The 15,565-nt window shown below is 69.3% G+C and carries 12 protein-coding genes; 11 read left to right on the top strand and 1 reads right to left on the bottom strand.

What is annotated here, in order from left to right; translation table 11 throughout:
- Nucleotides 1–42: 42 nt before the first annotated feature.
- Nucleotides 43–4,335, bottom strand: a complete 4,293-nt coding sequence (locus FBY40_RS10765) for an ExeM/NucH family extracellular endonuclease (RefSeq protein ID WP_235014788.1) — start codon at nt 4,333–4,335, stop codon at nt 43–45.
- 318 nt (nt 4,336–4,653) lie between these two features.
- Between FBY40_RS10765 and lepA the strand changes: the two genes are divergently transcribed.
- The 11 genes from lepA (at nt 4,654) to era (ending at nt 15,556) form a co-directional block, all read left to right on the top strand.
- On the top strand, nt 4,654–6,501 hold the full coding sequence (gene lepA / locus FBY40_RS10760; RefSeq protein WP_141938603.1) for a translation elongation factor 4: 1,848 nt from the start codon (nt 4,654–4,656) through the stop codon (nt 6,499–6,501).
- 10 nt (nt 6,502–6,511) lie between these two features.
- The gene (locus tag FBY40_RS10755; RefSeq protein WP_141938601.1) at nt 6,512–7,162 is read left to right on the top strand and encodes a DUF1990 family protein; all 651 of its coding nucleotides are present in this window, start codon (nt 6,512–6,514) and stop codon (nt 7,160–7,162) included.
- A 2-nt stretch (nt 7,163–7,164) separates the two neighbouring features.
- Nucleotides 7,165–8,376: a radical SAM family heme chaperone HemW gene (hemW, locus tag FBY40_RS10750; RefSeq protein ID WP_141938599.1), complete on the top strand. Its 1,212-nt coding sequence runs from the start codon at nt 7,165–7,167 to the stop codon at nt 8,374–8,376.
- 102 nt (nt 8,377–8,478) lie between these two features.
- On the top strand, nt 8,479–9,519 hold the full coding sequence (gene hrcA / locus FBY40_RS10745; RefSeq protein WP_141938598.1) for a heat-inducible transcriptional repressor HrcA: 1,041 nt from the start codon (nt 8,479–8,481) through the stop codon (nt 9,517–9,519).
- 49 nt (nt 9,520–9,568) lie between these two features.
- A complete protein-coding gene (dnaJ, locus tag FBY40_RS10740) occupies nt 9,569–10,687 on the top strand; it encodes a molecular chaperone DnaJ (protein WP_124293316.1) in 1,119 nt (372 codons plus the stop codon).
- Between the two features lie 3 nt (nt 10,688–10,690).
- Entirely contained in the window at nt 10,691–11,419 is a 729-nt protein-coding gene (locus tag FBY40_RS10735; protein ID WP_141938597.1) for a 16S rRNA (uracil(1498)-N(3))-methyltransferase, read from the top strand.
- A gap of 23 nt (nt 11,420–11,442) precedes the next feature.
- The gene (locus tag FBY40_RS10730) at nt 11,443–11,790 is read left to right on the top strand and encodes an HIT domain-containing protein (RefSeq protein WP_124293314.1); all 348 of its coding nucleotides are present in this window, start codon (nt 11,443–11,445) and stop codon (nt 11,788–11,790) included.
- Between the two features lie 43 nt (nt 11,791–11,833).
- Nucleotides 11,834–12,862 carry a PhoH family protein gene (locus FBY40_RS10725; protein WP_235015089.1) on the top strand — a complete coding sequence of 343 codons (1,029 nt, stop codon included), beginning with the start codon at nt 11,834–11,836 and terminating at the stop codon, nt 12,860–12,862.
- Nucleotides 12,859–13,329: an rRNA maturation RNase YbeY gene (gene ybeY / locus FBY40_RS10720; RefSeq protein ID WP_141938595.1), complete on the top strand. Its 471-nt coding sequence runs from the start codon at nt 12,859–12,861 to the stop codon at nt 13,327–13,329. The genes FBY40_RS10725 and ybeY overlap by 4 nt, the downstream gene beginning before the upstream one ends.
- Nucleotides 13,326–14,642: a hemolysin family protein gene (locus FBY40_RS10715; protein WP_141938594.1), complete on the top strand. Its 1,317-nt coding sequence runs from the start codon at nt 13,326–13,328 to the stop codon at nt 14,640–14,642. Before ybeY ends, FBY40_RS10715 begins: the two co-directional genes overlap by 4 nt.
- A complete protein-coding gene (gene era, locus FBY40_RS10710; RefSeq protein ID WP_141938593.1) occupies nt 14,639–15,556 on the top strand; it encodes a GTPase Era in 918 nt (305 codons plus the stop codon). The genes FBY40_RS10715 and era overlap by 4 nt, the downstream gene beginning before the upstream one ends.
- The last annotated feature ends 9 nt before the right edge of the window (nt 15,557–15,565 follow it).

Raw genomic sequence — 15,565 nt, 5'->3', positions numbered from 1 at the left:
CCGGGAAGGCGAGGGCCGTCGCTCTGAGGGTGCGTCGTCAGATCACTGCTCGACGGGCAGAGTCCGTCGGCGCAGGGCGATGAACATCCCGCCGGCGACCAGGAGCAGCGCGCCACCGAGCGCGACACCGAGCGGCAGCTGTGCACCGGTCACGGCGAGCGGATCGCCCGCCTGGTCTCCCGTGCCGGACTGACCCGGAGTACCGGGCTGACCGGGAGTGCCGGGCTGACCCGGCTGACCCGGCTGACCCGGAGTGCCGGGCTCGCCCGGCTCGGTCGGCACATCGGTCGCCAGGATCGCGCGGCCGAGCGGTGCCGGGTCGACCGTCTCCAGCGCCTGGAAGTAGGCCAGGGTGGCATCCAGGTCGATTTGGCCCGTGTCGGTCCGGTCGGTCCCCTCGGTGAACGTCGGGAACCCGTCGCCGCCGTTCGCGAGGAAGGAGTTCGTGACGACCGTGAAGGTGTCGGTCGGCTCGATCGGCTCGCCCTGATAGCTCATCGAGACGATGGTCCCCGATCGGGCGACCGTCTGACCTGCCGGCGGCTCGCCTTCGACATACTCGTAGCTGAAGCCCTCCGACACGCCGAGGTGCAGCTTCGGACGATCCCCCGTCGCCTTCCACTGCTGCGTCAGGATCTCCTCCAGCTGCGCACCGGTGAGGGTCACCGTGACCAGTGTGTTCGCGAACGGCTGGACATCGGCCGCCTCCTTGTAGGTGACGACTCCGTCCTCGCCGACCAGCAGATCGGCACGCAGACCACCCGGGTTCATCAGCGCGATCTGCGCCGGCGTGCCGCCGAACGCAGGGTTCTCGCTGGTGGCCCAGAGGTAGACGTCGGCGACCCAGTTGCCCATCGACGACTCCACGCCGCGGTCGGCACCCGGAGGCGTACCACCACGCAGGATGTCACCGGTGATGGAGCCGATCGGGGCGGACCCGAGCTCGTCGGCGGTCGCGACATAGCCGGCGACCTGAGCGGCGATCTCCTCATCGGCGGGGAAGGCGTCCTTCAGCGGGAAGGTCGTCCCCTCGATCGAGATCAGCTCATCGGCCTCGGTGTCGTAGCTCAGCGAGAGCTGGCCCATGGCCTTGCCGTACTCCGAGGCCTGGATGACCGGACGAGTACGGTCGGTGCCGTCCACCGGAACCTCGCACGCATACGTCTGGTGCGTGTGGGCCGAGACGATCGCATCAATGAGGGGCGAGGCACCGGTTGCCAGGTCGCCGAACCCGTCGGCGTCGGCGGCGAGCTGCGCGCAGTCAGCGGTCGCCGCGCCCGAGTGGGTCAGCAGCACGATGACATCGGGGTCGACGGTGTCGGCCAGTTCGTCAGCCACGCGGTTGGCGGCCTCCAGCTGGTCGCCGAACTCGATGTCGGCGATACCGGAGGGGTCGACCATCGTCGCCGTGTCGGGAGTCACGGTGCCGATGAAAGCCACGCTCACCCCGTCGATCTCGCGCAGCGCGTACTCCGGGAGCACCGGATCGGTGGTGCCGGCGGCGTAGACGTTGGCGCCCAGACCGAAGTCCTGACCGGCGAGGCGCTGCTCCTCCGTCACCTCATCCGGGTCGGTGTTGCCGCCGTAGCGGGGGAGCACCCGGTTCAGCAGGTCGTCGAAACCGCGGTCGAACTCGTGGTTGCCCACGACCGAGAGGTCCAGGCCCGAAGCCACCAGAGTGTCGATGGTCGGGTTGTCCTGCTGGATGAACGACGTGAAGGTCGACGCGCCGATGTTGTCTCCTGCCGAGACGAACAGCGTGTTCGGGTTCTCGGCCTTCTTCGACTCCACGGCACCCGCGATCACGGCGGCGCCCGCCTCGGATCCCGAGGGGTTGGCCTCGAGGCGACCGTGGAAGTCGTTGATCGTGAGGATGTCGACCTCGACGGGTGCCTGCGCCCCCGCGCTCAGACCGACCTTGACCGGGTCGTGGTCGCTCGAGCGGTACGGGTCGTCGGCGTGGAACTCGGTGCCGTGGTACCCGAAGCGCGAGTACTCCAGGGCGAGGGCCTCTCCGGCGTTGACGTTCCAGACGTCCGCACCGGTCTGACGGCCCGACGCGGCCTCGTTCACGAGAACGTGGTCGAGCGAGCCCGAAAGCCCCTGGAACACGTAGCTGTACTCCTCGCCCTGCTCGGCATCGGCGAAGCCGGCTTCGTAGAGCACCTGCATCGGGTCTTCCTGCCCGTAGGAGTTGAAGTCCCCGACGAGGATGACCGACTCGGTGTCGCCCTGGACCTCGTCGACCCACTCCGTCAGAGCCGTTGCCTGACGCACCCGCGACTCGTTCGAGGCGCCCTGACCGTCGCCGGCATCAACGTCGCCTGGCCACGGACCCGCGGAGCCCTTGGACTTGAAGTGGTTCACGACGAAGAGGAACTCCTCGCCACCCTCGGCCGGTGCGAAGACCTGACCGATGGGTTCGCGAGCGTTCTGGAACGCACCGCCCGCACCCGACTCGTCGCCGAGCGCACGCGGGTCACCGACCGTGACCACCTCGGCGGGCTGGAAGATGATCGCGTTGGTGATCACGTCCAGTCCCGACGCGTCGGGGAGCTCGTCGGAAGATGCGACGAAGTCCCAGCGGTCGGTCCCGGCGTCGGAGTTGAGGGCGTCGACGAGGCTCGACAGCGCCTCATCGGTCTCCTCGCCGAGGGCCGCAGAGTTCTCGATCTCCATGAGGCCGACGACCGAGGCGTCGAGCGCGTTGATCGCCGAGACGATCTTGGCCTGCTGACGTGCGAAGTCGGCGGCGTCCCATGCCCCGCGCTGGTCGCAGCCGCCGCGGACGTTGTTCAGCTCCGAGCCGTCCGGGCTCTGGAACGCAGTGCACGACGCGCTGTCGGTGCCGAGGGTGGTGAAGTAGTTCAGGACGTTGAAGGAAGCGACGCTGACGTCGCCCCCGACCTCTTCGGGAGCCGCGGTGCGGACGTCTTCGAACTCCACGCCGTCGCCCTCGCCCGTTCCGTCACCCGTCAGGGGAGCGGTCGGGTTGAGCTTGAAGGCGTTGTTGCGATAGTCGACGATCACCGGTGCGGTGAAGGTGACCGAGGCTCCCACCACGACCGGCTCGGTGAGCGAGACGTACGGCGGAGTGAGTCCGGCGTTGGCCGCGGAGAGGAAGTTCGTGCTGGCTCCGTCGTCGAGGACGACGCGACGTGCGGCGTTCTCGACGGTCACTGCGGCGGCCTCGGGCGATCCGGGGAGCGCCACCTCGGTGGGCTGCACGAGCGGGCCGTCGCCGAAGGCGAGGGGAACCTCGCCGTACTGGTTCGTGCCGTAGGTGTCGGTGACGGTGAACGCACCGTCGGGCTGGATCAGCATCGACTCGAGCGCTTCGCGACCCGTGTCGTCGGCCGGCCATCCGGTGACGAGCGGCGTGACTGGTGCGCCGTCGGCGATGACCTCGACACTGCCGGTGCGGATGTCGACCTGCGTCAGGCCGTTGAACTCAGTGGCCAGCCCCGTGACGCGCACCGTCTGACCCTCGGCGACCTGACCGACCGTGCTGGGTGCGTAGACGAAGACCGCGTCGGACGCGGTGCCCGCCGCGGTGCCGGTGCCGGGCGTCTGGATGACGAAGCCCGCGAGGCCGCCGGTGGGGTAGTGCGCGGTGACGACGCCCTCCGTGACCACGGTCTGGCCGTTCAGCGGCGTCGAGGCGCCGGTGCCCTGGATCTCGGCGATGGTGACCGTGGTCGGTCCCGTCGGCTCCGGATCAGGAGTCGGCTCGGGGTCGGGCGTCGGCTCCGGGTCGACAGCGCCTGCCGCGCCCTCGGGTGTCGGCGTGCCCGCGGTGAAGTCGGCGGAGTTGATCGCGGTGTGCGAGCTCTCGGCATCGCGCGAGACGCTCGTTCCGTTGGTCGTCGCAGGCGCTGGGGTCCCGGCCGCGTCAGTGGCACTGCCCCAGCCGAGGTAGTCCACGACCTGGTCGACGGCGGCCACGTTCGTGCCGCCCGACAGTGCTTCCGCGGAGCTGACCAGCGCGACCTTGCCGCCTGTGCCCGACATCGAGATGCCGCCCTCGACGTCGGCCTCGAAACCGGGGAACGTCGTGTTGCTGCCCGTAGCCTGACCGACCAGCAGCTTCCCGCCCGGCTGGATCGTCATCCCCGTGAGCGGGGTGACCTGCCACGACGTTCCCGTGGTGGACGCGTACTGCACGCTCCACGACCCGAGGTCGACCGCGGTGTCGCCGGTGTTCACCAGCTCGACGAAGTCGCGGTTGAACACCGCACCGCCGTTACCGCCGCCGCCGTAGACCTCGTTGATGAGGACGGTGGCGTCGATGCTGACGGCCGCCTGAGCGGGCAGGGCGAAGCCCGCACCGCTCAAGGCGAGGGCACCCGAGAGCAGGCCGGCGCCGAGCGTCCGGGCCCTCCATCTCGATCGGCGTGGAATGGGGGATGGGGCACCGGATGTCACGGTCACAGACACTCTCCTGGTTTCGTATGCACAGACCAACAGCGTCCCGAGCACGAAGAGACCATCGTCCGGGGGCACGCCGTTCGATCCTTACCGAATTCCCGATCGCGTGGATGACGCCTGTGGAAACTCCACGTGACACTTCGTGGGAGGCGGCTGCCACCGGCATCCGCTCCTCTTCTCCGGCGGCGCAGGCGGCCGGCTGGTCGCCCGTAGAATCGAGGGAATATGTCCCCGCGCGCCCACCAGCCCCTCGAGCCCAGTGCGACTCCGCCCGAGCTCATCCGCAACTTCTGCATCATCGCCCACATCGACCACGGGAAGTCCACCCTGGCCGACCGCATGCTGCAGATCACCGGCGTCGTCTCCGATCGCGACATGCGCGCGCAGTACCTGGATCGGATGGACATCGAGCGCGAGCGCGGCATCACGATCAAGAGCCAGGCGGTGCGGATGCCATGGGCCACCGATGCCGGTACCTTCGCCCTCAACATGATCGACACCCCCGGCCATGTCGACTTCACCTACGAGGTGAGCAGGTCGCTGGCCGCCTGCGAGGGCGCGATCCTGCTCGTGGATGCCGCACAGGGGATCGAGGCCCAGACCCTCGCCAACCTCTACCTGGCACTGGAGAACGACCTCCACATCATCCCGGTGCTCAACAAGATCGACCTCCCCGCCGCCGACCCCGAGAAGTACGCCGCGGAGCTCGCGGGACTCATCGGTGGCGATCCCGGTGACGTGCTGCGGGTCAGCGGCAAAACGGGCGCGGGCGTCGAGGAGCTCCTCGACCGCATCGTCGAGCAGATCCCCGCACCGCAGGGGAATGCCGACGCCCCCGCCCGCGCGATGATCTTCGACTCCGTCTACGACGCCTACCGCGGCGTGGTCACCTACGTCCGGATGATCGACGGCAAGCTCCAGCCCCGCGAGCGCATCCAGATGATGTCCACCCGGGCCACGCACGAGCTCCTGGAGATCGGCGTGTCCAGCCCCGAGCCGATTCCGACCCGCGGCCTCGGCGTCGGTGAGGTGGGGTACCTCATCACCGGCGTCAAGGACGTCCGGCAGTCCAAGGTCGGTGACACGATCACCGATCAGCGCAAGCCCGCGACCGAGGCGCTCCCCGGATACACCGATCCCAAGCCGATGGTGTTCTCCGGCATCTACCCGATCGACGGCAGCGACTACGCCGAGCTTCGCGAGGCCCTCGACAAGCTCAAGCTCTCCGACGCCTCGCTGCAGTACGAGCCCGAGACCTCTGTGGCGCTGGGCTTCGGTTTCCGCTGCGGGTTCCTGGGTCTGCTGCACCTGGAGATCATCACCGAACGGCTGTCGCGCGAGTTCGGACTCGACCTCATCACCACCGCCCCCTCCGTCACGTACGAGGTGCACACCGACACCGGCGAGACCATCTCGGTGACCAACCCCAGCGAGTACCCCGACGGTCGGGTGGCGGAGGTGTCCGAGCCCATCGTGAAAGTCGGCATCCTGCTTCCGAAGGACTACGTCGGAACCGTCATGGAGCTCTGCCAATCCCGCCGGGGAGCACTGCTGGGTATGGACTATCTCAGCGAAGACCGGGTGGAGCTTCGCTACAACATGCCCCTCGGTGAGATCGTCTTCGACTTCTTCGACCACCTCAAGAGCCGCACGCAGGGCTACGCGAGCCTGGACTACGAGCCCGCCGGCTCGCAGACCGCAGACCTCGTGAAAGTCGACATCCTGCTCCAGGGCGAGAAGGTGGATGCCTTCAGCTCGATCGTGCACCGGGAGAAGGCCTACGCCTACGGCACCATGATGACCGAGCGACTGCGCAAGCTCATTCCGCGTCAGCAGTTCGAGGTTCCGATCCAGGCTGCCATCGGCGCGCGGATCATCGCGAGGGAGAACATCCGCGCGATCCGCAAGGACGTGTTGGCGAAGTGCTACGGCGGTGACATCACCCGGAAGCGCAAACTGCTCGAGAAGCAGAAGGAAGGCAAGAAGCGCATGAAGATGGTCGGTCGCGTCGAGGTGCCGCAGGAGGCCTTCATCGCCGCACTCTCGGGGGATGTCGAGGGGAAGCAGAAGTAGGCTGTCAGCCATGCGCCGCGGAACCTTCAGGGATGACACGGTCGACTACGCCGCCGTCGGGGCGACGCAAGCCGCCGATCTCATGCACTTCCCGCCGGAGCGGAGCATCCCGGCCGAGGAGTCCTGGCGGATCGGCAGCGGGGAGGATCGGTTCCGCGCAGCCGGCGAGTCGCTGCTGTCGTGGAGCGCTCAGCGCGGAGCGGGTCTCGAACTGACCGACGTCCGTCCCGCCGCCGGCCCGATGTACGCCGGCGTGAGCTTCGACGAGAACGGCGCGCCGATCGCCCCGAGCAAGCTCGAGGTCGAGCAGCGCTACGACTCCGACGGCACCCCCTTCGTCACCGCCGGCGCGACCGTTCACCTGGGCGGCCGGGTCGCCGGAATGCGCGCCGACGGCGAACTCCGGGTCATCTTCGCGGTCGAGGAACCCCGACGCATCGGCTTCGCCCTCGGCACGGTGCAGGGGTCGGTCGTCAGCGGCGAGGAATCGTTCATGCTCGAGTGGCACGACAACGACGAGGTCTGGTTCACGGTCCGCGCCTTCGACGCGCCGCAGGCGCTGCTTTACCGGCTCTTCCCCGCCCTCACCCGGCGCCGGCGCCGCGAACTGTTCACCCGCTACCTGCGTGCCATCTCCCCGCTGTACGCCACCCCCGCCTGAGCGTGGGAGCTGCACTTCCCGTCGGTGAACCCGCCCCGGCCGACGGCTCGCTGCCTGCCGGCACGGTGATCGATCCGGCGGTGCCCTTCGGCGCCTATCTGCACATCCCCTTCTGTCGGGTGCGCTGCGGGTACTGCGACTTCAACACCTACACCGCGACCGAGCTGCGCGGCGCCAGGCAGGATGATTACGCCGAGACCCTGCTGCGCGAAGTGGAGCTCGCCCGCCGCGTGCTGTCTGAGTCCGGGCGGCTGCGACCGGTCGAGACGGTGTTCTTCGGCGGGGGCACACCCACCCTTCTTCCCGCCGACGACCTGGTGCGCATGCTCGACGGCGTGCGTGCGGCGTTCCCGGGAGCCGTCGATCCCGAAGTGACGGTGGAGGCCAACCCCGACACCGTCGACGAGGAGGTCGCACGCCGCCTCGCGGAGGCCGGGGTGACCAGGCTCTCGATCGGCATGCAGTCCGCTGTTCCCCACGTCCTGGCGACGCTGGATCGCTCGCACCGCACCGGCGCGGTGGCAACAGCCGTGGCCGCCGCCCGCGAGGCCGGGCTCGGCGTCAGCATCGACCTGATCTACGGCGCTCCGGGGGAATCACTGGCCGACTGGCGCACGTCGCTCGAGACGGCGATCGCACTCGACCCCGACCACCTGTCCGCCTACGCCCTCATCGTCGAGGACGGGACGGCGCTGGCCCGCCGCATCCGACGGGGGGAACTCGCCCTGCCCGACGACGATCTGCAGGCGGAGATGTACGAGCTCGCAGACGATCTGCTCACCGCGGCAGGGATGGCGTGGTACGAGGTGTCCAACTGGGCTCGGACCCCCGCCGATCGCTGCCGCCACAACGCCGCCTACTGGCGGGGGAGCGACTGGTGGGGGTTCGGCCCCGGCGCGCACGGCCACGTCGCCGGAACCCGCTTCTGGAACGTGCGTCATCCGGCCGCCTACGCCCAACGGCTCGCCGAGGGCCTGTCCCCCGCGGCGGGGCGCGAGGTCCTGTCGCCGTCCTCCCGGCTCCTCGAGGCGGTTCTCCTCGGCGTCCGCACCCACGAGGGTCTCGCCACCTCATCCCTCCCGTCGGGCGCGAGTGCCGCCCTCCCTGGGCTCGTGGCGGACGGCCTGGTCGAACCACACACCGTCGATCGGGTGCGGCTCACCCGGCGCGGCCGACTCCTGGCCGACCACGTCGTTCGCACGCTCACGGCCTGACATGCCGTGACCCGGCCGTCCGACGTCGAGGGTGTTCCGATAGAATTGGCACTCGAATCCCACGAGTGCCAGGGGTGTCGGCAGGCCGACGGAGGGGGTGTCATGGTCAGCGAACGCGGATTGCAGGTGCTGCGCGCCATCGTGCAGGACTACGTCGACACGCGCGAACCCGTCGGCAGCAAGGCGATCGTCGAGCGTCACGCCTTCGGCGTCTCCGCCGCCACCATTCGCAACGACATGGCCCTGCTCGAAGACGAAGACCTCATCGTCGCCCCGCATACGTCGTCCGGGCGCGTCCCGACCGACAAGGGCTACCGCGTCTTCGTCGATCACCTCGCCCAGGTGCGGCCCCTGAGCCCCGCCCAGCGGACGGCCATCTCCTCGTTCCTGGAAGGCCCCTCGGACCTCGACGAAGTGCTCGCCCGCACGGTGCGCGCTCTGACGGTCCTCACCGGGCACGTCGCGATCGTGCAGTATCCGTCCTTCGCCCGGGCGACGGTCTCCCACGTGGAGCTCGTCCGCCTGGACGCACTGAAGGTCCTGGTCATCGTCGTCACCGACACCGGCAGGGTCTCCCAGCGACTCGCCTTCCCGGGGGTGGAGATCGATGAGGACCGGATGCAGCGGATCCGCGGCCGGGTCTCCGACCTCGTCGTCGGAGTGCCGGTGCGGGAGGGTGTGGCCGGGGTCGCGACCGCTGTCGGAGCGGGCGAGACTCCCGGGGATCCCGACGGCCCCGCGCTCCAGGCGATCCTCCGGGTCATCGGGGAGGAACTGGATGACTTCCGGCAGGACCGACTCGTGCTCGCCGGCAGCGCCAACCTCGCCCGCAGCGAAGCGGACTTCCGCGGCAGCATCTACCCGCTGCTGGAGGCCATCGAGGAGCAGGTGACACTGCTGAAGCTCATGGGCGAGATGGTCGCCGACGATCAGGGCCTCGCGGCGAGCATCGGGCGGGAGAACGAGCCCTTCGGCCTGAGCGAAGCGTCGGTCGTCGCAAGCGATTACGACGCGACCGGCTCCCGTGCGCGCGTCGGCGTGCTCGGACCGACCCGCATGGACTACCCGACCAACCTCGCGGCCGTTCGGGCCGTGGCGAGGTACCTCACTCGTCTCCTGGATGAAGACGAGAACGCCCGCTGACGACAGCATTCCGCAGACTCCCCGCGCCCGGCGCGGCAGGAAGGTGAAAGTGGCTGACCACTACGAAGTACTCGGTGTGGCGCGTGACGCCAGCCCCGACGACATCAAGCGCGCCTACCGACGGCTGGCGCGAGAGCTGCACCCCGACGTCAATCCCGGGGAGGACGCGGCGGAGCGGTTCAAGCTCGTCACGCACGCCTACGACGTGCTGAGCGACCCCGACCAGCGCGCCCGCTACGACGTCGGCGGTGACACCGCCTTCGGCGGGGCCGCCGGCGGATTCGGCGGGTTCAGCGACATCTTCGAGACGTTCTTCGGCGGGGGTGGAGGCGGCGGCGCGCGCGGTGCCCGGCCGCGCTCGCGGCGCGAACGCGGCCAGGACGCGCTGGTTCGGATCAACCTCGAGCTCAAGGACGTCGTCTTCGGCGTGCACCGCGACATCGAGGTCGACACCGCCGTCGTGTGCGAGACGTGCACCGGATCGTGCTGCCAACCCGGCACCTCACCCGTCACGTGCGACATCTGCCACGGCACGGGCCACGTCCAGCGGCAGGTCCGCAGCCTCCTCGGCAACGTCGTCACCTCCCAGCCGTGCTCGGTGTGCCAGGGGTACGGCACGACGATCCCGTATCCCTGCGCCACCTGCCAGGGGCAGGGACGTGTCCGCTCGCGCCGCACGGTCTCGATCGACGTGCCGGCGGGGGTCGAGAGCGGTCTGCGTCTGCAGCTGCCCGGATCGGGCGAGGTGGGCCCCGCCGGCGGACCCAACGGCGATCTCTACCTCGAGGTGAACATCGCGCCCGACCCGGTGTTCTCACGCGACGGCGACGACCTGTTGGCGACGCTCGAGGTGTCGATGCCGGACGCGATCCTCGGCACCCACACGACGATCGACTCGCTCGACGGACCGGTCGATCTCGAGCTGAGGGCCGGCGTGCAGTCCGGCGACGTGCTGACGATCAAGGGCCGTGGCATCACACCGCTGCGCGGCTCGCAGCGCGGCGATCTCCGAGTCGGCGTGCAGGTGGTGACGCCCACACGGCTCGATCACCGGGAACGCGCTCTCATCGAAGAGCTCGCCAAGCGCACCAAGCCCGCACCGCCGCGGCTCTCCGAATTCCACCAGGGCCTGTTCGCCAAGCTCCGGGATCGCTTCCGGAACGGTTGAGCGGTGCCCCTGCACTTCCTGTCCTCCGAGGCGACGGCGACACCCGTCGGCGGCGTCGTGACCCTGACCGGTGCCGAAGCGAAGCACGCCGCCACAGTGCGGCGGGTGCGCGTCGGTGAGAGCGTGACCGTCGGCGACGGCGCCGGGGTGTGGCTCGAGGGCAGGTGCGAGTCGGTCTCCCCGTCGACGGTGGCGGTGCGGGTGTCGGCGAAATCGCACATCGCCGCCCCTGTTCCCCGCGTCATCCTGGTCCAAGCCCTGGCCAAGGGCGACCGCGACGAACTGGCCGTTCAGGCAGCGACCGAGCTCGGCGTCGACGAGATCGTCCCCTGGCAGGCCGGGCGGAGCATCTCGCGCTGGGACGCGGCCAAGGCGACGAAGGGCCGAGAGCGTTGGCAGACGATCGCCCGGGAGGCGGCGAAGCAGGCTCATCGCCCCTGGGTTCCCACCGTGACGGAGCCGGTCACGACGGCCGCGATCGCGGCGCGTGCGGGCAGCGACCTCGTCGTCGTTCTCGAGCCGACGGCCTCCGAGAGGCTGAGCGAGCTCGCCTCGTCGAGCCGCGACCTGCTGATCGTGGTCGGCCCCGAGGGAGGCATCACCCCGGAAGAGCTCACGCTGCTGGACGGCGCCGGTGCGACGCTGCGTCGCCTCGGCGAATCCGTCCTGCGCACCTCGACGGCCGGTCCCGCGGCGATCGCCGTCGTCAGCGGCGCCCTCGGTCGCTGGTGACGGCCCGTCGGTAGACTTCCTTCATGAGCGAACCGTCGGTCTTCAGCCGTATCCTCACCGGCGACATCCCGGGAGAGATCCTCACCGAGACGGAGAACGTCTTCGCCATCCGCGACATCGCCCCTCAGGCCCCCGTGCACCTGCTCGTCATCCCCAAAACCGAGCGCTACCGCGACGTGGGAGAGCTCGCCGCCGGCGATCCGGCGCTCCTGAGCGAAATGGTCGCGCTGGCCGGATCGCTCGCGGCGCAGCACGCCGACGGCGATTACCGCCTCGTGTTCAACACCGGCGCGAACGCCGGACAGACGGTCTTCCACGTGCATGCGCACGTCCTCGCCGGGGGCCTGCAAGAGAAGGAGCTTCGTGCCTGACACCCCACCCGCCGTCGAGCGCGTCCTCGCGGACGGCGTCGCCATGGTCCAGCTGCTGGGTCCGCAGGACCGTCTGCTGCGCGTGGTCGAGAAGGAGCATCCCGACGTCGACGTGCACGTGCGCGGGAACGAGATCACCCTCACCGGTGATGCCGCCGCCGTGGCCGCGGCCCGCGTGCTCGTGCACGAGCTGCTGGCGATGACCAAGGCGGGCCAGAGCCTCGGCCCCGCGGATGTCACCTCCGCCGACCGGATCCTCCGCAGCGACGGCGGACCCCGCCCGTCCGAAGTTCTCGGCGAACCGCTGCTGTCGACCCGGGGCCGGGTCATCCGCCCCAAGACCCTCGGACAGAAGGCGTACGTCGACGCCATCGACGACCACACGATCGTCTTCGGCATCGGGCCGGCCGGAACCGGAAAGACCTATCTGGCGATGGCGAAGGCGGTCCAGGCACTCCAGCGCAAAGAGGTCAACCGGATCATCCTCACCCGTCCGGCGGTGGAAGCGGGGGAGCGCCTGGGCTTCCTCCCGGGAACGCTCACCGACAAGATCGATCCGTACCTGCGTCCGCTCTATGACGCCCTCAACGAGATGATGGACCCGGAGATCGTGCCCAAGCTCATCGCCAGCGGCACGATCGAGGTCGCTCCGCTGGCATACATGCGCGGGCGCACGCTCAACGATTCGTTCGTGGTCCTCGACGAGGCCCAGAACACCACGCCCGAGCAGATGAAGATGTTCCTGACCAGGCTCGGGTTCGGGACCAAGATGGTCGTCACCGGTGACGTCACCCAGATCGACCTCCCGCAGGGCGCCTCGGGGCTGCGCCTGGTCACCCGCGTGCTCGATCGCATCGATGACATCCACTTCTCCTTCCTCACGAGCGACGACGTCGTACGCCACACCCTCGTGGGCCGGATCGTCGACGCGTACAGCGAGTTCGACGAGCGGCGCCTGGCCGCGCGTCGCGAACGCGACGAGGCGACCGAGCTGGCCAGCCGCGCGGAGCGTCGCGCCGCGACCCGAGCCCCGGGCCCTCGCGACCGCCTGCCGAAACGGGGACGCCAGTGACGATCGAGATCACCAACGAATCCGGGATGCCGGTCGACGAGACCGTCCTCCTGCGGCTCATGGAGCACAACTTCGGCGAACTGCACGTCAGCTCGGAAGCCGACGTGGCGATCCTCTTGGTGGATGAGGGCGCGATGGAGTCGCTTCATCTGCAGTGGATGGATGAGCCGGGGCCGACCGACGTGCTGAGCTTCCCCATGGACGAGCTGCGACCGGGCACCGAGGAGTCGCCCACGCCGGCGGGGCTCCTCGGCGACATCGTCCTGTGCCCCCAGGTGGCCGAGACTCAGGCGACGGCCGCTCGGCACTCGACCATGGACGAACTGGTCATGCTCACCACCCATGGTCTGCTGCATCTGCTCGGCTTCGATCACGCCGAGCCCGAGGAGGAGAAGGAGATGTTCGGGATCCAGCGCGATCTGATCGTCTCCTTCCAGATGAGCGAGCGCCGTCGCGCGCGGCCATGACCCCCGTTCTCCTCCTTCTCCTCGCGCTGGTCCTCATCGCCTTCGGCGCGCTCATGGCATCGATCGACGCCGCCCTCAGCGTCACCTCGCGAGGAGACCTCGGCGAACTCGCCGAGCAGTCGCCGCGCAATTCCACATCCCTGCGCCGAATCGCCGCCGACCCCGACGCCCACGCAACGGCCGTGGTCTTCATCCGCGTTCTCGCCGAGACGGGGGCCGCGGTGCTGGTGACGGTGTCCTTCGTCATCCTCTTCGACAGCATCCCGTGGGCGATCGTCGCCGCCATCGTGCTGATGACGGGGATCTCGTTCGTTCTCGTGGGCGCCAGCCCCCGCGGCGTCGGCCGGCGTCACGCCCGCGGTCTTCTCCGCGGCGCCGCCCCGGTCATCCGCGGCGCCCGCCTGGTTCTCGGACCCCTCGCACACGGACTCGTCGTCCTGGGCAACCGGGTGACCCCCGGTGCACCTCGGGGCGCGTCGTTCGCCTCCGAGGAGCAGCTGCTCAGCATCGTCGACGAAGCCGCATCCCACGACCTGATCGAGCAGGACGACCGCGACCTCATCCACTCGGTGTTCGACTTCACCGACACCTTCGTGCGAGCGGTGATGGTGCCCCGCACCGACATGGTCACCGTCGGGGCCACCACCTCCACCCGCGAGGCGATGCAGGTCTTCCTCGACAAGGGCGTCTCCCGCGTTCCGCTCATCGACGAGGAAGCCGACGACGTGGTCGGGGTGCTGTACCTCAAAGACCTCGTGCAGTTCGGGTTCCGCGACGAGTCCGGCTGGCGCGACGCGCCGGTCACGCGCATCGCCCGCAAGGCCGTGTTCGTCCCCGAGTCCATGCGCGCCGAGACTCTGCTGCAGCAGATGAAGCGGGACGCGGTGCACGTCTGCCTCGTCGTCGACGAGTATGGGGGCGTGTCGGGCCTGATCACCCTGGAGGACATCATCGAGGAGCTCGTGGGAGAGATCTCCGACGAGTACGACCCGCGCGCCGACGAGGTCGTCGAGGTCGACCCCGGCCGCTACCGGGTCAGTGCCCGTCTCGGCTTGGACGCGGTGGGTGATCTGTTCGGATTCGAGCTGGAGGACGAGGACGTCGACTCGATCGGAGGCCTTCTCGGCAAGGCCCTCGGCCAGGTGCCGCAACCCGGCGCAACCGCCGAGTACCTCGGGCTTCTGATGACAGGAGGCACGTCACGCGGACGTGGACGCGGTCTCGCGACCGTCTTCGTCGAACGGACGGAAGAAGCCGCAGCCGCGCGGGAGCGCGAGCGCGAGCACAGTGAACGGGAAGCAGGAGCACGATGACCGACGATCCTTCCGACACGCCGACCGGATCGCGCTCCGGATTCGTGACCTTCGTCGGCCGCCCCAACGTGGGGAAGTCCACCCTCATGAACGCCCTCGTCGGCGAGAAGATCGCCATCACGAGTGAGAAGCCCCAGACCACGCGCCGGGCGATCCGCGGGATCGTCAACCGCCCGGGCGGCCAACTGGTGATCGTCGACACCCCCGGCATCCACAAGCCCCGCACCCTGCTCGGCCAGCGGCTCAACGATCTCGTCGATGATGTTCTCGGCGACGTCGACGTGATCGGGTTCTGCGTGCCGGCCACCGACGCCGTCGGCCCCGGCGACCGACGGATCGCAGCGTCGCTGAGCCGCTATCCGCGGGCGAAGAAGATCGCCATCGTCACCAAGATCGACGCGGCCGCGCGAGAACAGGTGACCGAGAGGTTGATGGAGGTCGACGCCCTGCGGGAGGACTGGGCCGCCGTCATCCCGCTGTCCGCCCTGACCCGGACGCAGCTCGACGTCCTCAGCGACGAGGTGCTCGCCCTCATGCCGGAGGGGCCGTCGCTCTACCCCGACGATGTCGTCACCGACGAATCGACGGAGGACCGCGTCGCGGAGATCATCCGGGAAGCCGCGCTGGAAGGCGTGCGGGACGAACTCCCGCACTCGATCGCGGTGGTCGTCCAGGACATCGCACCCCGTGAGGACAGCGACCTAACCGACGTCTTCGCCGACATCGTCGTCGAGCGCGACAGCCAGAAGGCGATCATCATCGGCCATCGCGGTTCGCGCCTGCGGGATGTCGGAGCCCGCGCCCGGTCGCAGATCGAGCCGTTGCTGGGCACGCGCGTGTACCTCTCGCTGCACGTGCGCATCGCGAAGGAGTGGCAGCGCGACCCGAAACAGCTGCGTCGCCTGGGTTTCTGAGCCTGCTAC

Origin of the sequence: Microbacterium sp. SLBN-154 (genome assembly GCF_006715565.1) — a bacterium.
GTDB lineage: Bacteria > Actinomycetota > Actinomycetes > Actinomycetales > Microbacteriaceae > Microbacterium.
Note: the sequence above shows the minus strand (reverse complement) of the source record. Positions and strands in the feature narration are given on the sequence as shown.

What these genes read in the sequence shown, in the direction of transcription:
- lepA (WP_141938603.1), top strand. Translation starts at nt 4,654, where the DNA reads ATGTCCCCGCGCGCCCACCAGCCCCTCGAGCCCAGTGCGACTCCGCCC.
- FBY40_RS10725 (WP_235015089.1), top strand. Translation starts at nt 11,834, where the DNA reads ATGGTCCAGCTGCTGGGTCCGCAGGACCGTCTGCTGCGCGTGGTCGAG.
- era (WP_141938593.1), top strand. Translation starts at nt 14,639, where the DNA reads ATGACCGACGATCCTTCCGACACGCCGACCGGATCGCGCTCCGGATTC.
- FBY40_RS10715 (WP_141938594.1), top strand. Translation starts at nt 13,326, where the DNA reads ATGACCCCCGTTCTCCTCCTTCTCCTCGCGCTGGTCCTCATCGCCTTC.
- FBY40_RS10755 (WP_141938601.1), top strand. Translation starts at nt 6,512, where the DNA reads ATGCGCCGCGGAACCTTCAGGGATGACACGGTCGACTACGCCGCCGTC.
- FBY40_RS10730 (WP_124293314.1), top strand. Translation starts at nt 11,443, where the DNA reads ATGAGCGAACCGTCGGTCTTCAGCCGTATCCTCACCGGCGACATCCCG.
- hrcA (WP_141938598.1), top strand. Translation starts at nt 8,479, where the DNA reads ATGGTCAGCGAACGCGGATTGCAGGTGCTGCGCGCCATCGTGCAGGAC.